Below are 15,541 nucleotides of genomic sequence, written 5' to 3' on the forward strand. Positions count from 1 at the left end.
CTTGGCAAGGCGGATTGAAGAAAATCACCATAGCGGCAGCCTAGTGGAAGAGTTCGCCCAGATCGCACCTATTTCATCGTGCTGGTGCCGGTGGGGTATTCGCCGCTAACGTCTGTGTCGCTCGGAAAGGGTATCCGGATGGAGACCGCGTGCGGCCAGGAGCGTGCAGATTTGCTGCCACAGCTCGGCGTTCGGTCGCAAAAGCTCGAGTGCTGCCGCTGCCCCTCTCAGTTCGGATTCGGCGCTCTCGGCCAAGAAAGCAAGCAGAAAATCCACAGACGCCTTGGAGCGGAGCATGGAGATCGCCAGCAAAGCCGTGCTTCGCAGGTTGGGTTCGAAGGTGCGCTCCCACCATGCCCGGAGTAGCTCGAATGCCTCCGGAAGCCTCGACTCGCCTAGCACGAGAGCCGCGGCTTCTCGGACCTCGGGCTCGCTCGCATCGAGGTGACCTGCGACCAAACTTAAGGAGTCATGCGGGGCCAACGATAGTAACGCCGTAAAGCAATCGGCCAGGACCGTCGGCGTATCTCCCACCCGAATCCGCAACCGCAATAGAGGCACCCCGCGTTCTCGGTTTTCGCTGTAAGCGATCGCTTGCGCGGCAGCAGTCCGAGCGGGGGCTTCGGGGTCGGCTAGGAGGTCCGCCAGCTCTACAAAAACATCTTCATAGTTTGCGCGGACGAGCCCAAGGGCACAGATACTCCTAAGCTTGGGAGCCGTGTCTTGCCGGCCGCCAAAGACGGGTTCGAGTTGGAAATGGCGAATGCCGCTAAGAAATAATTCAATCTCCCGACAGTCCATGCGGTAAAGGGCATCGGCAATGCTGGCTTTTGCCAAGCAATTGGGGTCGCGCGCGATCGGATCGATTAAAAACGGATCGAAGGCTGCCATCAACGCTGGAGCGAGTTGCCTCAGGTTGTGCTTGGCGACCAGTTTTGCCCCTCGCGCCACAGCAACGGCTTGCTTGCTTGCGATCGCGCGTCGCAGATCGGCGACAGCGGCGTCGGCTGGCAACGTTGCTTGCACTCGGTCTAAGAGCTGCTGCAAATCGGCGAGTTTCCGGGATTTTGCCATTGGCTATTGTGGAAGCGAGCAACACTTAGCAGTATATAGGAACTATCTTTTCTCTGTTTTCGAAAGATACATTCCAAAATTATCCATTGAAACCTCTATAATTTCGTGCCTAGGTACCACTTTGCCACGAAATTCTGGCTCGATAAACCAGCCTTTCGATCTGAAAAAAGAGAGCACAAACTTGCTCTTTAACTTGCCTCTTTGTCTTCCACCAATGCTTACTTCCTGCGCTCGATTCACAGAATATTCTTCTCTTTTGCTAATAGGGTTGCACCCCTGACTGCCAACCCGGTAGCAGTCCGCGCCCGGGAAGTTTGCCTTCATGCAGGAAAGAACTGAATCCTCTTAAGCTATCGGTCGCGCGACGACGCACCTGCCCGAACCAATATACGACGCAACACTCGGACGGACGGTCAACGCCTCGTTGCAAGTACGACACGCTCGATACCGGCAAGGTCGTAAGCGCTGCGAGTATCGTTATAGCTGCCATTAGCAACCAGCAGCTGCAAGACTGTAGGGGCTTGTCCGGCCATTAACTCGCAGAGCCAAACTCCACCCGCATGTAAGTAAGAGGGTGCTGTGGCGATCGCGTGGCGAACGCAATCGAGACCGTCGACACCGCCGTCGAGAGCGCGACGCGGTTCGTGCCGTGCGACTTCGGGTTGCAAGCAGTCGATCTCGTGGCTGGGAATGTAGGGCGGGTTGCTGACGCAGCCGCTCAAGCGGCCGCGCAGGTGGGCGAGGGGCTCGTACCACGAACCGCAGTAAAACCGGACGCGATCGCCGACCCCGGCTGTGCTTGCATTCGCGCGCGCGACTTTAAGGGCGTCAGCTTCGATGTCCGTAGCGTGAATCGTTGCTGACGGCAGTGCTGCTGCCAGTGCAATCGCGATCGCACCGCTGCCCGTTCCTAAATCTGCCCAGTGACCGCGGGCCAGGTCCGGACGCCCGCAGGTGGTGGCGATCGCCAGCTCGACAAGTTCTTCGGTTTCCGGGCGCGGAATTAGCACGGCTGGCGAAACGTGCAGCGTGAAATCTCGCCAGGGCGTCTGACCGATTAAATACTGTACGGGGACTCGTTCGGAAACCCGCCGCTGCCACAGGCGATCGAGTTCTGCGAGCGGGCGCTCTAACAACACTTGCGGCCGGGACGCGAACGTACCCAGTCGCAGTGTCAGAGTGTCGAGCCCCGCCCCTTCTCGTAATAGCCAATCGACCTCCGTCGGATCGATGCCAGCCGCCATTGCCTGCTGCCGAGCGCGGGTTCGCCAGCAGGCGAGGTCGGAACCGGAGACAGCCGGTAAGCGGTCCAAGAGCAGTGCTAGTTACCGCCTTGTTGTTGCTGGCGCAACAGCTGCAGCGATTCCGTCGTCGGTACGATCACGATGTTGCGCAGTTCTTCCTCGTTGCCCTCACGCAGAGCGCCGATCAGATTTTGCAGCGGAACAACATCGATATTCACCGTACTAGCGAGGTCCGGCTGCTCTTGACCGAAGCGATCGATCACTTGGTCGATCTGCTCTTTCTCAAAGAAAACCGGGATGATCCGCTCCCCGTCGCGCTCGATCGTCAGGTAGCCTTGTTCTTCGCCCCCGCGCGCGACGAACATCGGGACGCCGGGAAAGCCTTGGAGGTTTTGCCCCTGCGCCTGCAATACCGACAGAGCCGACTGCACCTGTTCGTCGGTCGGAATATAGGCGAAACTCGGGGCTTCAGCGTTGCTAGCGTTTTCTTGTTCCAACTTATACACTTCTGCCATCGACACCGGACGAATGCTTACCTGGCTGGCAAGCTCGGGATTGGCACTGCGGAGTTCTCCGAGCTTCTGTTCGGCAGAACCGCGGTCGATGAAGATCGGGATGAGCGTTTCCTGGGTCTCGGTATTTGATGCTGGAAGCGGGATACCTTCTGCGTTGACGATGGTGTACACCGGCACCGACTGCAATTTCTCGACGATTTCTTCCTCTGGCAATGCAATGGCGGACTGGGGAACGATAGAAACCCCACCCAACGTTGCTCCTAGTGCCAAGCCCAGCGCAGCTCCCCAACGAATCAAAGCTTTCATGGCATTTCTCCAGCAGCTAGCGTCATTGACCCACGGCGAAACTGCATTTTAGCCTAACGCGTCGGTCGGTCCGACGACACATGCGCTCGGACATTTTGCAAACCGCACCGGGCGATCGCTATGCCCGTGGGGACTGCACGATGCCGTTGTTGGTTCCCAAATTGGCGAATTACTCGACCGGTACGGCGTCGGACCCCGTTGGGAGTTCGGGAGCGACATCGGGGGCGGTTGCCGGAGCCGATTCGCCTAAATCCGGTGCTTGCGGCAATTGCTGCCACTCTGCAAGCGGGCGCTGGACGGCGTAGAACAAGTCAATCGGCAATAACAACACGTCGACCTCAGGAGCATCGGCAGGCGGATCGACCAGTGCGTAAATGCCCCGACCGTCAAAGCTCATATCGCCGAGGTACGCGGTATGGGTCGTCCCGTTCGCCAGCCCGATCTCGACGGCGATCGCGGGCTGGCTCAAGCCGTATTCGTCTAACGCATCGGTTGCTGTCGGGAAGACACGATCGCCGCGACTGCGCCGGAGGGCGTCCAGCAAGTAGGCTACCGCAGCATCTGAGGCAGGACCGGCTTCGGGCTGTTGCAACGACCAGACGGTTGATGCGCTGTCGGTTTTCTCGCTGTCAGTTTCTTCGCTGTCGAGTTCGGTCTGGGTGCGGACAAATTCCAGATCGGTCGTTTCCGTCTCGATCGCGATCGTCCGCACGTGTGGTGCAGCAAAGTCCAGCAGCTGCGTACTTTCGGTGCTATTTAACGTTGCCGCCTCGCGGGCATCGCGCTTGCGCCCTAGGTAGATGACGCCGACTAGGGCGATCGCCACGACGAAAAGCAGTGCAGTGGTGCGATTCATAACGGTCGATGGCAGACGGTGGGTAAGGGTGGTCAGATCGGCGATCGCGTGCCAGTCGTGCCAAGAGTCGGAACTCTATTGCTTTATAAACTTACCCCAGGTTCCGGCCGCGCCGCATCGCACAGCTGCTCGTGCAATTGTTGAGGGGCAATCGTAGGGCGATCGCTGGTGCAGGTGCGGCGATTGCTATCAGCGGTTCCCTTGCAAATGCTAATGCGCGCTGCTAGCTCGGAATGGCTGGGGGACGATCGTGCCGACGCCGGAAAATTTTGCGCAGGTACCGGATGCTCAGAACCAACGCGACGATTAGCGTGATTACTGCTAGCACGGGCACCAACAATGCTAGTAGAGACAGCACTAGTGCGCTCAATAACTCCAGGGTTGACACGACCGGATTGGCCAGTCCGCCCGTCAGTCCGGTGGACGCTGCTCGCGTTGCCACTGTTGCGCCTTCTACGATGCCTGCTGTACCGCCCCCCGCGACAATTGCCGCACCCCACTGCAAGGCTGGATGTAAATCGCCCAGTACCGAAGCCGATACTAGCGTTCCCGCAATTATTGCCGCCGGAGCTTCCAAAACGCCGAGCAAGTTATCGATGACAGGAATGTAAAAGCCCAGCACCTCGGCAGTCGTGGCGATCGCCAGCACAATTGTCGCTGGCTCGCCACTCAACCAATCCAGTCCCGGCGCAACTCCGACCTCGCCAAAGCGCGCCACCAAGTTCAGCACCAGCAAGGGCAGAAACACGCGGAATCCGCATGCTGCGCTCATGCCAATCCCCAAGCAAACCGCGACCAATGTTTCCATACCCATGAGAGTTATCGATTCAATATCGGCTCAATGTCGGCATCGTGCCTGCTGAGCCAGTCCTTAAGACTCTATCGACGCGATCGCCTCCAGTTAGGAGGGCAGCCAATCCGCCCAGTCGGCAGCGAACTGCTCTAAGTTCAGCAACTGCAAGCGATCGCTGCGGCGGGCGCGCTCGAGTTGAGCGTCAGTCGTGTATCCCCAGCTTGCCAAAAACAATCGCGCACCGTCGAGGTTGGACCGTTCGGTAACGGCTTCAAGGGCTTTGAGGCGGTCTTCGACAAACCAAAGGCGATCGCTCGGCGTTCCAGTTGTGGCGAGAAGTTTTTCCAGCGTATCGGGCTTGGGCTGGCGAATTTCCTTACCGATGACGCGATCGCGGGGCAACTCTACGCCCGCTCGAGCCAGCAGCTGGTTGGTAAAGCGTCCTTCTTTGGTGGTGATGATATAGACGAGCAAGTCGTCCTGTCGAGTTCGTGCTTGCAGGCTGGCGGCAACACCGGGGTAGAACCGATGCAGATCCAGCCACTCGGATAAGTTGGTGGCGATCCACTCATCGCGAACGCCATCCAGGCAACGCGCGACTTTGCTACGCTCGAGCTCAGCAGCCTCTAAGGCACGCGCCACCAATGCCGACCAGTCATTCCAAATTTCGGATTCGGGCGTATCCTGCAACAGTACATGCAGCAGTACGGGCATCTCCCAGCCCGTTTCGATAATCGGGCGCAGGCGGAAAAAGCCATCTTGCAATCCCTCTGGCGGTTGCGAGATGGCAGGTTGCCAAAGCTGGCGATAGGTGCGCCAGCTGGTCTGAAAGTACTCGTGCCGGCCGTCGCAGATGACGCCGTCGAAGTCGAGTGCGAGTAGTGCAGGAGCGCTCGTGGGCAAAGCAAACCTCATGTAGGCAAGTTTCTTGGCGCGGTTCGCAACGCCCGCGCGCGCGGGACATCAGGCAATTGCTGCATTTCGGTTAGAAATAGTGCCGCCGGCAACCGATGTCGCACATCTGCAGCCGCGAAGCCACCTTGTCAGAAGTTGGTGTAGCGTGGTGATAAAGTGTCCACCGCGATATAGTGACCCGTCAGAAGATTGCATCCGGATTCGCGTGTCACCCCGATAGCAGTCGTTGTTGCTTGTCTTCCTGCGAAATAGTTTGGTAGGCGGCCGGTCGAATACCATAGCTGATGGAATATTCAGAATTTACCGCAGCTGAGCTAGATCCTCAGAACTCGCACCGAAGCGTCCGCTCTCGATGTCGCGAATCCAGCTTAGGCTTTTGCCCAGGCGATCGGCTAGCAGGCTCTGGATGGGCTTGAGATATTGACGTGCCATCTCGATCGCAACGCTCGTTAGAGATTCGCTGCCATGAGTTGCAGGGGTTCACAAACGTTGACGTTGGGCTTTTTTCGCTGGCGAGGGTCTGCTGCATTTCCTACTAGAGTTCGAACCCCAGCAAACGTGCGTTGAGCCGGCGCTGCTATTGATCCTGAAGGACTTAATCCGACAGTCCGAAAGCGCGACTGGCATCGGCAATGAAATAATTCACTGTGCGACCGGGGTTTTGACGTAGGCGTCCGATTAGCAAGTGGATTTCCAGAAGAGTCAAGATTTGCCCAACCAAACGAGCGGGCTCGAGTTTAACCCGCAGTTGCAGCCGTCCCGTTTCTAGTATTCTCCCAAGAGGAGTTTTTAGCGTAAGGGGTTTTCAGTTTCGAGCGAGCGTCCCCTTGGAACTGCCAATCTACCCCACGTTGACTGCCGAGAGTCATGATGATGCTCTCCTTTCACGGCTTCACTCCTTAGCCTCAAGAACTGACATGCTGCTGGAGTAGTGCAGTATGCTGGTTCACTGGAACCTGGTTGGCAAGAGTACAAACAGGTTAGCTCTATCGATCGCGCGGCGGTAGCGGACTTCAAGATTTCCCTAGCGCAACTTGCTCGGAGCGAGAGCAGATTTTAGCAATTACGAGAGACTCTTGGAACAGCGATGGTACGCATTAACGAAAACTACCTCAAGCTCAAAGCCGGTTATCTGTTTCCAGAAATCGCCCGACGAGTGAAAGCCTTTACCGATGTCAATCCCGATGCGCCAATTATCAAACTCGGCATCGGCGACGTAACCGAACCGCTCCCTGCTGCCTGCCGCGAGGCAATGCAACAGGCGATTGTTGAACTCGGCGATCGCTCGACGTTCCGGGGATACGGTCCCGAGCAAGGCTATGCATGGTTGCGGGAGAAGATCGCCCGCTACGACTTCCAAATGCGCGGCTGCGAGATCGACGCCAGCGAGGTGTTCGTTTCGGATGGGTCTAAGTGCGATACGGGGAACATCCTCGATATCTTCGGCAAAGACAACGCGATCGCCGTATTCGATCCGGTGTATCCGGTTTACGTGGATACCAACGTCATGGCCGGGCACACGGGCATAGCGGATGAGGGGGGCAAATATGGGGGATTGATCTACATACCGATTACCGCCGAGAACGACTTCACTGCGACGATTCCAGAGCGCAAAGTGGACTTGATTTACCTCTGCTTCCCGAATAATCCAACAGGAGCAGTCGCGACCAAAGAGCACTTACGGGCATGGGTCGACTACGCTCGCACTAACGATGCGTTGATTCTGTTCGACTCGGCATACGAAGCTTTTATCTCCGATGACAGTCTGCCCCACTCGATCTACGAAATTCCCGGCGCGCGGCACTGCGCGATCGAGTTTCGGTCGTTTTCGAAGAACGCCGGCTTCACCGGTGTGCGCTGTGCGTACGCGATCGTTCCGAAGTCCCTGAAGGCAAAAGTATCGGACGGCACGGACGTTAAAATCTGGGCACTGTGGAACCGCCGCCAATCGACGAAGTTCAACGGCGTGTCGTATGTGGTGCAGCGCGGCGCGGAAGCGGCATACTCGGAGGCAGGACGACAGCAGATTCAGGCGCTTGTCGGATTCTATTTAGAAAATGCGCGCATCGTGCGCGAGCAGCTCGCGGCAGCGGGTTTGAGCGTGTACGGCGGGGTGCACGCACCCTACATTTGGATTAAGACTCCTGACGGTATGACAAGTTGGGACTTTTTCGACAAGCTCCTGAACAAAGCGTATGTTGTCGGGACCCCGGGTTCCGGGTTCGGCGCTGCTGGCGAGGGCTACTTCCGGATCTCGGCCTTCAACAGCCGAGAGAACGTAGAAACAGCAATGCAGCGCGTTACCGAGATGTTCCGAGTGGGCTAGCCATGCGGGCAGGCGATCGCGTTCCTGGCAAATTGAGAGGCGTTCGCCTGGCATACCCTGAAATACCTGATGTAGAGAAGTGTCAACCGCCACTGACACGTCTTGCTAGTCGACCTAGGACGCTGCGAGCTTGTATCCCAGGCGAATTTCCGAGTTCTATCGAGGGCTCAGGCGACCCAAGCTTCACTAAGGTCCACAGGGCACCTCGATAAATCGCTTGTCCCCAAGAACCGCTACGGCAGCACGAGCGTTTCAGCACCTGGTCGAGCGCGATCGGGCAATCGATCGCGGTGCACTAGTGTATGAACGAGGTTTTGACGGTCTGCCACCCCGCCCAAGATACAAGGGATGGGATTGCTTCTGGTGTGCGATCGGCAGCTACGGGGTCAACAAGAAGTGCATCGATGCGTTAAGCCACGTAGTAAGCAAGACGTACATGATGCGGGTGGAACGAGAGAATACGAGGCCGAGGCACATCCTGGCGAGGCTAAAACGCAAGCGCCCGTGCTACTCGAAATCGGAGGGAAATGCTGAGGTTGCCGGTAAGATTGGAGCCGCGCTATTTTCGCCACCGCGAGTTGCCGAACTGAGGGAAACCGTGCCCTGCTCGTGCAATGCCGAGAACCAATTTTGATGGGCAAAAAGGAGGATTTTGGGTGTCGCAGGAGCAGCTAGCGATCGCTGCCATCCCGGTCGGACCGGACGCGGTAGTGCAAGAACACTTCCCCGTCGCAAGGTTCGACGCTTAATAAATCGAGCTGCGCGGCCATCGCTTCGATGCGCCCGACCCCCGCGATCGCGGTGGGTGCGGTTGCACCGCCAAGCAGCAGCGGGCAGATCGTCAGCCACAGTTCGGCGATCGCGTCGCAAGCTAACAATTCTGCTAGCAACTCACCTCCTCCAATCGCAGCAATGCGGTGCAATCCCAGGTCTGCGAGGGCGGTTAGCGCGCGACACCAGTCAATACCAGTGCCGTCAGCCCTAGGAACGGCCAGCACGCGTTCGAACGCGGTGGAGCGATCGCGCCAGACAGCAGCACCGGAAACTGTCGTCAGTAGCCACCGGGGCACGGGTTGCTGAAAGAAATGCAAGTCGGGTGCTAAGTCAGCGCTACGGGAGCACGCGATCTGAACCGGTTGCAAGGGTTTACCCAAGCGTTCGCGCTCGCGCAAGAGCTGTGGTGTCCGGACGGGAAGCGTCGTCCCGTGGGCGCGCAAGGTGCCCGCACCGAAAAGGACGCCATCAGCAGCGGCGATTTGGCGTTCGAGGTGCGCGCGGTCCGCTGGCGAAGAAAAACGTGCGGGCGCACGCTCGCGATCGGCAATCTTGCCATCGGCTGATACCGCGATAACTGCTGTGATGTAAGGATATTGAGGCAAGTGTTCGAGTAGAGTAGCGAAGTGCGACACCAGAATCAGCAGCGTCCCGAGGGTGCACGCGACTAAAGCTGCAATCGGGGAGAACCATTGCCCATCAGGGCATGAATTCCGTTACTACAGGGGCAGCGTTGCCGCTGCGCACAACCACGGTTGATTTGGCGAGGTTGCCGACGGCCGTTTCACCGGCTGTCGTAACGGGCGGATCGGACTGTTCGTAGATGACATTGCCCGTGGCTTCTACGCGCTCGCCGGGAATGTCCCACTCCAAGCGATCGGCAAATAGTCGGGCGTCGTCGCGGTTAGTGCCTTCGACACGGCCCTCGAGCGTTGCAACCTCATTTTCGAGGTCGAATTCACCGCGGTCTCCAGTAACAATGGTGTTGTTGTCGCGACGATCCGCGCGCACGGGCTCCTCAGCCAAAACAAGGCGAGCATCCACCAGCCAAAGGATCGCGTTACTCACAATCTGCATGGGTGGTTCTGTCGACCGCAGCGTCACGTTTTCGTTGAGGCGCACCTCGCGAGTCGCCAGATCTACCGCCGCGCGATCGGCATCGACGCGATCGGTAATGACATCCTCCTGGTAGCGCTCGATCGCGATCGGATCCTCGCTGGTTACCAGCTCGTTGGGCAGCGACCAGAAGAGGCGCTCGGCCTGGAGGCGCAAAGGCGGATCTTCCGAAAGTCCCAAGACTTCGCCTCGCAATTCCAGGCGTTCGTTGAGGGTTTGGTAGTGCCCTTCGCGGGCAGCGATCTCAAATCGCGAATGCGTCCCGCGCAAGTTTTGGCGAACGATCAGCAGGTCGCGCTCGGGAAACCACTCGGCAATCTCCGCGTGGAGCGACAATTCGTTGCGCACGTCGGTGGCAATGACTTCCCCTTCTAATCGCACCAACTCGCCAGCATCGACAATGCGGCCGCGCTCGGAAACAATCTGCAGCGCGATCTCGCCGTCCTCGTAAAGATTACCCGTTAAATTTTCTAGATCTGCGTCCCGGCGGTCGGGGCTGTATGTAACGAGGTCGGCGTGGATGCGCCACAGCGGTTCTCCGTTATCGTCCGCTTGATTGAGGGTGGCATTCTGCAATACCAGTTGTTTTTCGAGCTCGAACGCCTCGGTGTTGTCGGTCCCCTCACCGGCAGATGAGGCTTCTGGCGGACCGGACCGACAAGCCGCAAGCGCGATCGCCAATAGTACGCTCAGCGTCCGCGCGCCATGCCATTTGCGTCGTTTCATACCCGTTAGTCCGGCGCTCTTGCGGCGGGCGAGTGCTTTGAGTAGGTTCATGTTCAGAATAGTCACTGCAGCCAAGAATACGCTGCCGCACAGGCCGGTTGGCAAAGCGATCGCGCCAACTGCCCGCTGGGTCCCAGTCGAGAATTCAAGCGGTTAGGCGGCGCTGCGGATTGTGACGACGCGATCGGGTAGTTGAGTAATGGTTTGGATTGATGCACGGTCGAGGCAGCCACGCGCGCGCCTTGGCAGGACTGACGAAATCCAGCTATTCAACCTTATGGGCGAGGCGATCGCGCAGGGCCGCGCGCGCTTGCTCGCGATCGTCGAAGTGAACTTTCTCGGTGCCGAGAATTTGATAGTCCTCGTGACCTTTTCCAGCAATTAGCACGCTATCGCCCGATCGGGCCATAGCGATCGCCCGACGGATCGCGGCAGCGCGATCGACTTCGACGATCGGCTCGACACCGTCAGGAACACCCGCCAACACGTCCGCCAAGATCCGCTGCGGGTCTTCCGTACGCGGATTGTCTGACGTGACCACGACCACATCGGCCAGCTCTGCTGCGATTTTGCCCATCAACGGGCGTTTGGTGCGATCGCGATCGCCGCCGCAGCCGAACACGCAGATTGCCCGACCGGGCACGAACGGCCGCGCGGCACGCAAGAGGTTTTCCAAGCTATCTGGAGTGTGGGCGTAATCGACTATCGCGCCGATATCTTGTGCGGGGGACACCCGTACCCGTTCCATCCGACCGGGAACGCCAGGAAAATCCGGCAGCTGTGCTGCCATGGCCTCCACGTCGAGCCCCAGCGCTGCCCCGGCCGCGATCGCTGCCAATACATTCGCAAGGTTGAATTGTCCGACCAATGGCGAGTGCAGTGCTGCGGATCCGAGCGGCGTTACGAGCGTGCCGCTGACACCGTCAGGTCGGTAGGTCAAGTCACGAGCGTGGAAATCGGCCGTTGCATCGGTAGAGCTATAACTCCAGGTCTGGGCGCAATCGGCAAGCAAGCGACGTCCGTAAGGATCGTCGGCATTCACGATCGCGCGTCCCCGCAGGTAGTCGCTGTTGAACAGTTGCGCCTTGGCTTGGAAGTAGGTTTCGAGGTCGTGGTGGTAATCGAGATGGTCCTGGGTCAGATTGGTGAACACCGCGGCATCAAAAGCACAACCGCGGACGCGCCCTTGATCTAGGGCGTGGGAACTGACTTCCAGCACTGCCGTATCGCACCCGGCATCGCGGGCAAACGCCAACGTACGCTGTAGGTCTGCTGCAAACGGCGTGGTAAAGGCTGCTGTCTCGCTGTGACCTGCCCAACGCGCGTAAAGCGTACCAAACAGGGCCGGTTGGCGGTGCGATCGCGCCAAGAAAAACTCGATCAGATGCGTGGTGGTCGTTTTGCCGTTCGTACCCGTGACCCCAACGAGCTGCAGGTGTTGGGCGGGGTTACCGTAGAATGCCGTTGCCACATCGGCACAAGCGCGGGCGACATCGTCAACAACCGCTACGCAATCGCCCGGACTCGGCGGCGACTGCGCGGCAGCGGCCGGCGAGATCATCGCGGCTGACGCCCCTGAGGCGATCGCGCCCGACCAAAAGTTGCCGCCGTCTACCCGCGTCCCCGGCATTCCAATGAAGAGGTCCCCCGACCGGCAGGCGTGGGAATTCGTGCAGATCCCCTCAATCTCGCGGTCGAGATCGACACTATCCGGTAACCTTACCGTCGGAACTCGAGCTAGCAGTGCGCGCAATTGCATGGGATTCACTCCTGTTTGCTCCCGTTTGCTTCCACACCGTATTGACAAGCTCCGACCGCGTGCGAGTTCGGTTGCAAGAGTGTGGGAAGCATGAATTGAGGATTTATCCTATCCGACTGGGTGGACTAACGCGATCGCCGATTTGTTGCATTGACCGCAGCAGTCCTTTCCCTTCGAAAAAACGCACGCTGCTGCTGGGTTAGTCCGCCAGGGAGTCGAAACAATCCTGCGTTTGCGTGCCTAAGGCGAGCGCCATTCTGCATAATGTAACGAGATTATTAAGAAATGACTTTTACACATGTCCGTTTCCCTACTGAATGACCCCGACCAGTTGAGCGCAACCGGTATTGCTGGACGCGCTCCGAGTCACGATCCGACGGATGATGACAGTAAGGCAACCGGCTTGCAAATCGCGATCGCTGCTTTGGCGTTTGCGTTGGTCGGGGTTGGCGACGGCACGGTTGGTATCTTGCTACCCGAGCTCAGTGCCTCCTATGGTGTCGTTCGCACCACCGTGGGCATGCTGTTGTTGAGCAACGCGATCGGTTATCTCTTGACGGCAGCTGCTGGTGGCTGGCTGGCCAGCCGCCTCGGCCGGCCGCGCTACTTGCTATTGGGGACAGCCAGCTTCTTGAGTGCCAGCACGATGATGGCGTTACAACCACCCCTGTGGGGACTCCTGACGCTGCCGCTTTTGGTCGGAAGCGGTACGGCAGTTTTAGAGACGGGACTGACTGCCTTTGCCGCACGACGGTCGAGCAATCCGGCATTGCTGAATTATTTGCACGCGTTGTTTGGCATCGGTGCGTTCGTAGGTCCGCTGGCGGCGTCGGCACTGCTGCATGCGGGATTTAACTGGAGCAGCATTTATTGGATGCAAGCGGGCGGGGCATTACTGCTACTCGTCAGTTTCGGCGCGACTTACCGGCACTGGCGTTTAGAACTTGCAGCGGTTTCGCTTGCGGTAGGCAATCCGGTGGCAGCGGCGCTGCGCCTGCGTCTCGTATGGTGCATGTCCTTGTTTTTCCTGTTCTACGTTGGAGCAGAAATTTCTCTAGGTCATTGGAGTTTCAGTTACCTCAGTGAGGAGCGCCACATCCGCGCGGCGCTTGCAGGTGGATTGACCAGCGGATATTGGCTAGGGCTGGCGCTCGGACGCTTGAGCCTAGCCCAATTAGCAGCATTAGTCGATGCCCGCCGTCTGATTCACGGCTGTTTGCTTGGTGTGGTGCTGGGCGTGGTGCTGTATTGGTCGGGGCTATCGCGGCTGACGACCGGACTCGGGTTGGTGCTGACGGGTTTCAGCTTGGGTCCGATCTTGCCTACAGCTATATCTCTGATGGCCGAGCGACTTCCCGCGCGTTTGGTCCTAAGCGCAGTAAGCTTGTGCGCGAGCTTCGGCAGCTTGGGGAAGGCAATTTTCCCGTGGCTGGCAGGGAACGTGACGGCACTTTGGGGACTGACAGCATTTCTACCTTACGTGTCGGGTTTGGTCTTGCTGACCGTAGGATGCTGGTTGGCGATCGCCATCTTGTCGCGCGCGCGCTTGCCGGAGTGGTGTGATGCCGAAGTATCTTCATCGAGTGGAGCTTGAGATTTAGTCTCGAGCGAATGCTCCCTTCCTGCCCGACCCACACTTAAGTACGCGGTCATAACAGAAGCAGCCATGACAACTGGCTATGTAGGGTCTGCTGAAAAAGTCCACAAAACGAATTTAGGAGGCAGAGAGCTTATGGAATCAGGCGTTTACCATCTAGCCCCAGCTTTTTGCCTCGGATTCTCGTCCCAATTGCAAGGGTTATGAGGCTCTGGTGCCTATAACCTTGCACTTTTCTGGCATAGAAAACGCTGAGATCCTTTCATTGCGAACATTCCAGCCTTTTTCAGCAAGCCCTATGTAGTTCTGAATAAGAGACAGACCCCAGCATAAGCCGATTGACCGATGCCTCTCTGGAGCCTGCTTTCAGGACGGAAAATGTAACGATTGCCCCGCAGTGTTCGATGTGTGGCAAGTAAGGGCACTTCGCTCGTGCTCCAACCACTACTTTAGAACGCTAACAACGGTTAAGCGAACGCATCACCCTTTCCAGCGGGCGTGGGACCCTCTGGGAACTCGGCGATCGGTTTAAGATAAGGGAAACGCCCGGGCTCGAGCGAAATCCTTGGTTGCAGAGAGCTGCGTGTTATGGTGCGTCGCGATGTCATGCTCGCGCGTGCACTACTTCTCAAAAAAGATTGCCGTGTTGCCCAACTCTTCTCGTCCAAACGAACTCAGCGCAAGCGTATCCGGTTTTGGTTGCTGGCTCGTTCTAGCACTGTTCGTCCTGCTCCTGAGTGCAGCAGGGTTGGGTTGGTTAGCCAAAGGCGTGCTCGTCGTCGTTGGCTTGATGCTTCTCCTACCGGCATTGCTTTTCGCCGGCATCCAGTTTTGGCTGCGTCGTCAGTTTGTCCGCGATCGCTGCCCGGTTTGCACGACAGAGATTGTTGCATGGCGAAATGGAACGAATCGTTGCCCCAACTGTGGCGAGTCCGTTTGCATCGGCTCTGACAACCGCTTCCAGCACGCAACTCCACCTGACACAGTGGATGTAAGTGCTGTGGAAGTCGAGCCGCGTCAACTCGACGAGGGATTTTAATGTCTTAGTTTGATGTCTTAGAAAGTGTTATAACACTTCAGTGAAAATAGGCTGGATTTCTTCCTAACGCTGTTGGGAAATTGAGAGCCGGTAGGGGTTATTCGCACCATCAATATCGCCGACATAGATCTTGTACTCGCCTGGCAGCCACACGCCGGATAGCTCGGGAGCACTGCCGGATATCCGATCGGCAATCGCGCAGAAGCGTCCGTCCGGTCCTTCTACCAACAAGGTTGGGTTGCCACCCCCAGGCACGTCGAGACTCAAGCGCATGTAATTGATACGCTCGGCAATCTGTAAAACTTGACTCGGGGCGGTTGGGACGAGCCCACAATCTTGGCTATCTACAGATCCGCCTGTCTGACCGCGCAACGAGACAGGGTCGGGCTGCATGCCGGCCTCGATGCGCAACGTCTCTGCACTGGCTGTACTTGTACAGAGAAGCATCGCACTTACTATTGCTGTTAAAGAGATCTTATGCAAGGTTCCTCCATTAGAGGT

Annotated in this window: 16 protein-coding genes; 4 read left to right on the forward strand and 12 right to left on the reverse strand. The window is 57.9% G+C overall.

Features of this window, described 5'->3' with window-relative positions; all coding sequences use genetic code 11:
* Positions 1–105: 105 nt before the first annotated feature.
* From KR51_RS11575 to KR51_RS21000, 7 genes are all read right to left on the reverse strand, one after another.
* Positions 106–1,074, reverse strand: a complete 969-nt coding sequence (locus KR51_RS11575) for a HEAT repeat domain-containing protein (protein ID WP_022607948.1) — start codon at positions 1,072–1,074, stop codon at positions 106–108.
* A gap of 413 nt (positions 1,075–1,487) precedes the next feature.
* Positions 1,488–2,387, reverse strand: coding sequence for a peptide chain release factor N(5)-glutamine methyltransferase (gene prmC, locus KR51_RS11585; protein WP_022607950.1), 900 nt, complete (start codon positions 2,385–2,387; stop codon positions 1,488–1,490).
* Positions 2,388–2,395: 8 nt separating this feature from the next.
* Complete coding sequence (locus KR51_RS11590; protein WP_022607951.1) at positions 2,396–3,139, reverse strand: Tic22 family protein; 744 nt, start codon at positions 3,137–3,139, stop codon at positions 2,396–2,398.
* Between the two features lie 169 nt (positions 3,140–3,308).
* On the reverse strand, positions 3,309–3,995 hold the full coding sequence (locus KR51_RS17595) for a DUF4340 domain-containing protein (RefSeq protein WP_022607954.1): 687 nt from the start codon (positions 3,993–3,995) through the stop codon (positions 3,309–3,311).
* A 223-nt stretch (positions 3,996–4,218) separates the two neighbouring features.
* Complete coding sequence (locus KR51_RS11600) at positions 4,219–4,809, reverse strand: DUF4126 domain-containing protein (RefSeq protein ID WP_022607955.1); 591 nt, start codon at positions 4,807–4,809, stop codon at positions 4,219–4,221.
* Between the two features lie 87 nt (positions 4,810–4,896).
* The gene (locus tag KR51_RS11605) at positions 4,897–5,703 is read right to left on the reverse strand and encodes an HAD family hydrolase (protein ID WP_022607958.1); all 807 of its coding nucleotides are present in this window, start codon (positions 5,701–5,703) and stop codon (positions 4,897–4,899) included.
* Positions 5,704–6,003: 300 nt separating this feature from the next.
* Positions 6,004–6,135, reverse strand: coding sequence for a helix-turn-helix domain-containing protein (locus KR51_RS21000; protein WP_269634911.1), 132 nt, complete (start codon positions 6,133–6,135; stop codon positions 6,004–6,006).
* A 655-nt stretch (positions 6,136–6,790) separates the two neighbouring features.
* On the opposite strand from KR51_RS21000, the gene KR51_RS11610 reads away from it, so the two are divergent.
* Positions 6,791–8,029, forward strand: a complete 1,239-nt coding sequence (locus tag KR51_RS11610) for an LL-diaminopimelate aminotransferase (RefSeq protein WP_022607961.1) — start codon at positions 6,791–6,793, stop codon at positions 8,027–8,029.
* Positions 8,030–8,327: 298 nt separating this feature from the next.
* Positions 8,328–8,663 (forward strand): IS1 family transposase, encoded by a 336-nt coding sequence (locus tag KR51_RS21310; protein WP_071783287.1) that lies wholly within the window; start codon positions 8,328–8,330, stop codon positions 8,661–8,663.
* Between the two features lie 37 nt (positions 8,664–8,700).
* Here the strand turns inward: KR51_RS21310 and KR51_RS11615 are convergent, their stop codons facing one another.
* The 4 genes from KR51_RS11615 to KR51_RS11625 all read right to left on the reverse strand — a co-directional run bounded on the left by KR51_RS11615 (position 8,701) and on the right by KR51_RS11625 (position 12,404).
* Positions 8,701–9,408: a RibD family protein gene (locus KR51_RS11615; protein ID WP_040656057.1), complete on the reverse strand. Its 708-nt coding sequence runs from the start codon at positions 9,406–9,408 to the stop codon at positions 8,701–8,703.
* Positions 9,409–9,502: 94 nt separating this feature from the next.
* Positions 9,503–10,711 (reverse strand): LPS export ABC transporter periplasmic protein LptC, encoded by a 1,209-nt coding sequence (gene lptC / locus KR51_RS11620; RefSeq protein ID WP_156915094.1) that lies wholly within the window; start codon positions 10,709–10,711, stop codon positions 9,503–9,505.
* Positions 10,708–10,878, reverse strand: a complete 171-nt coding sequence (locus tag KR51_RS19765) for a hypothetical protein (protein WP_156915095.1) — start codon at positions 10,876–10,878, stop codon at positions 10,708–10,710. The genes lptC and KR51_RS19765 overlap by 4 nt, the downstream gene beginning before the upstream one ends.
* A gap of 32 nt (positions 10,879–10,910) precedes the next feature.
* Positions 10,911–12,404: a UDP-N-acetylmuramoyl-L-alanyl-D-glutamate--2,6-diaminopimelate ligase gene (locus tag KR51_RS11625; protein ID WP_022607967.1), complete on the reverse strand. Its 1,494-nt coding sequence runs from the start codon at positions 12,402–12,404 to the stop codon at positions 10,911–10,913.
* Positions 12,405–12,702: 298 nt separating this feature from the next.
* On the opposite strand from KR51_RS11625, the gene KR51_RS11630 reads away from it, so the two are divergent.
* Positions 12,703–13,998: an MFS transporter gene (locus KR51_RS11630; protein ID WP_022607968.1), complete on the forward strand. Its 1,296-nt coding sequence runs from the start codon at positions 12,703–12,705 to the stop codon at positions 13,996–13,998.
* Positions 13,999–14,647: 649 nt separating this feature from the next.
* Positions 14,648–15,040 (forward strand): hypothetical protein, encoded by a 393-nt coding sequence (locus tag KR51_RS11635; protein ID WP_040656077.1) that lies wholly within the window; start codon positions 14,648–14,650, stop codon positions 15,038–15,040.
* 63 nt (positions 15,041–15,103) lie between these two features.
* Here the strand turns inward: KR51_RS11635 and KR51_RS11640 are convergent, their stop codons facing one another.
* Positions 15,104–15,433 carry a hypothetical protein gene (locus tag KR51_RS11640; RefSeq protein ID WP_156915096.1) on the reverse strand — a complete coding sequence of 110 codons (330 nt, stop codon included), beginning with the start codon at positions 15,431–15,433 and terminating at the stop codon, positions 15,104–15,106.
* Positions 15,434–15,541: the final 108 nt, after the last annotated feature.

Source organism: Rubidibacter lacunae KORDI 51-2 (assembly GCF_000473895.1).
Classification (GTDB): domain Bacteria; phylum Cyanobacteriota; class Cyanobacteriia; order Cyanobacteriales; family Rubidibacteraceae; genus Rubidibacter; species Rubidibacter lacunae.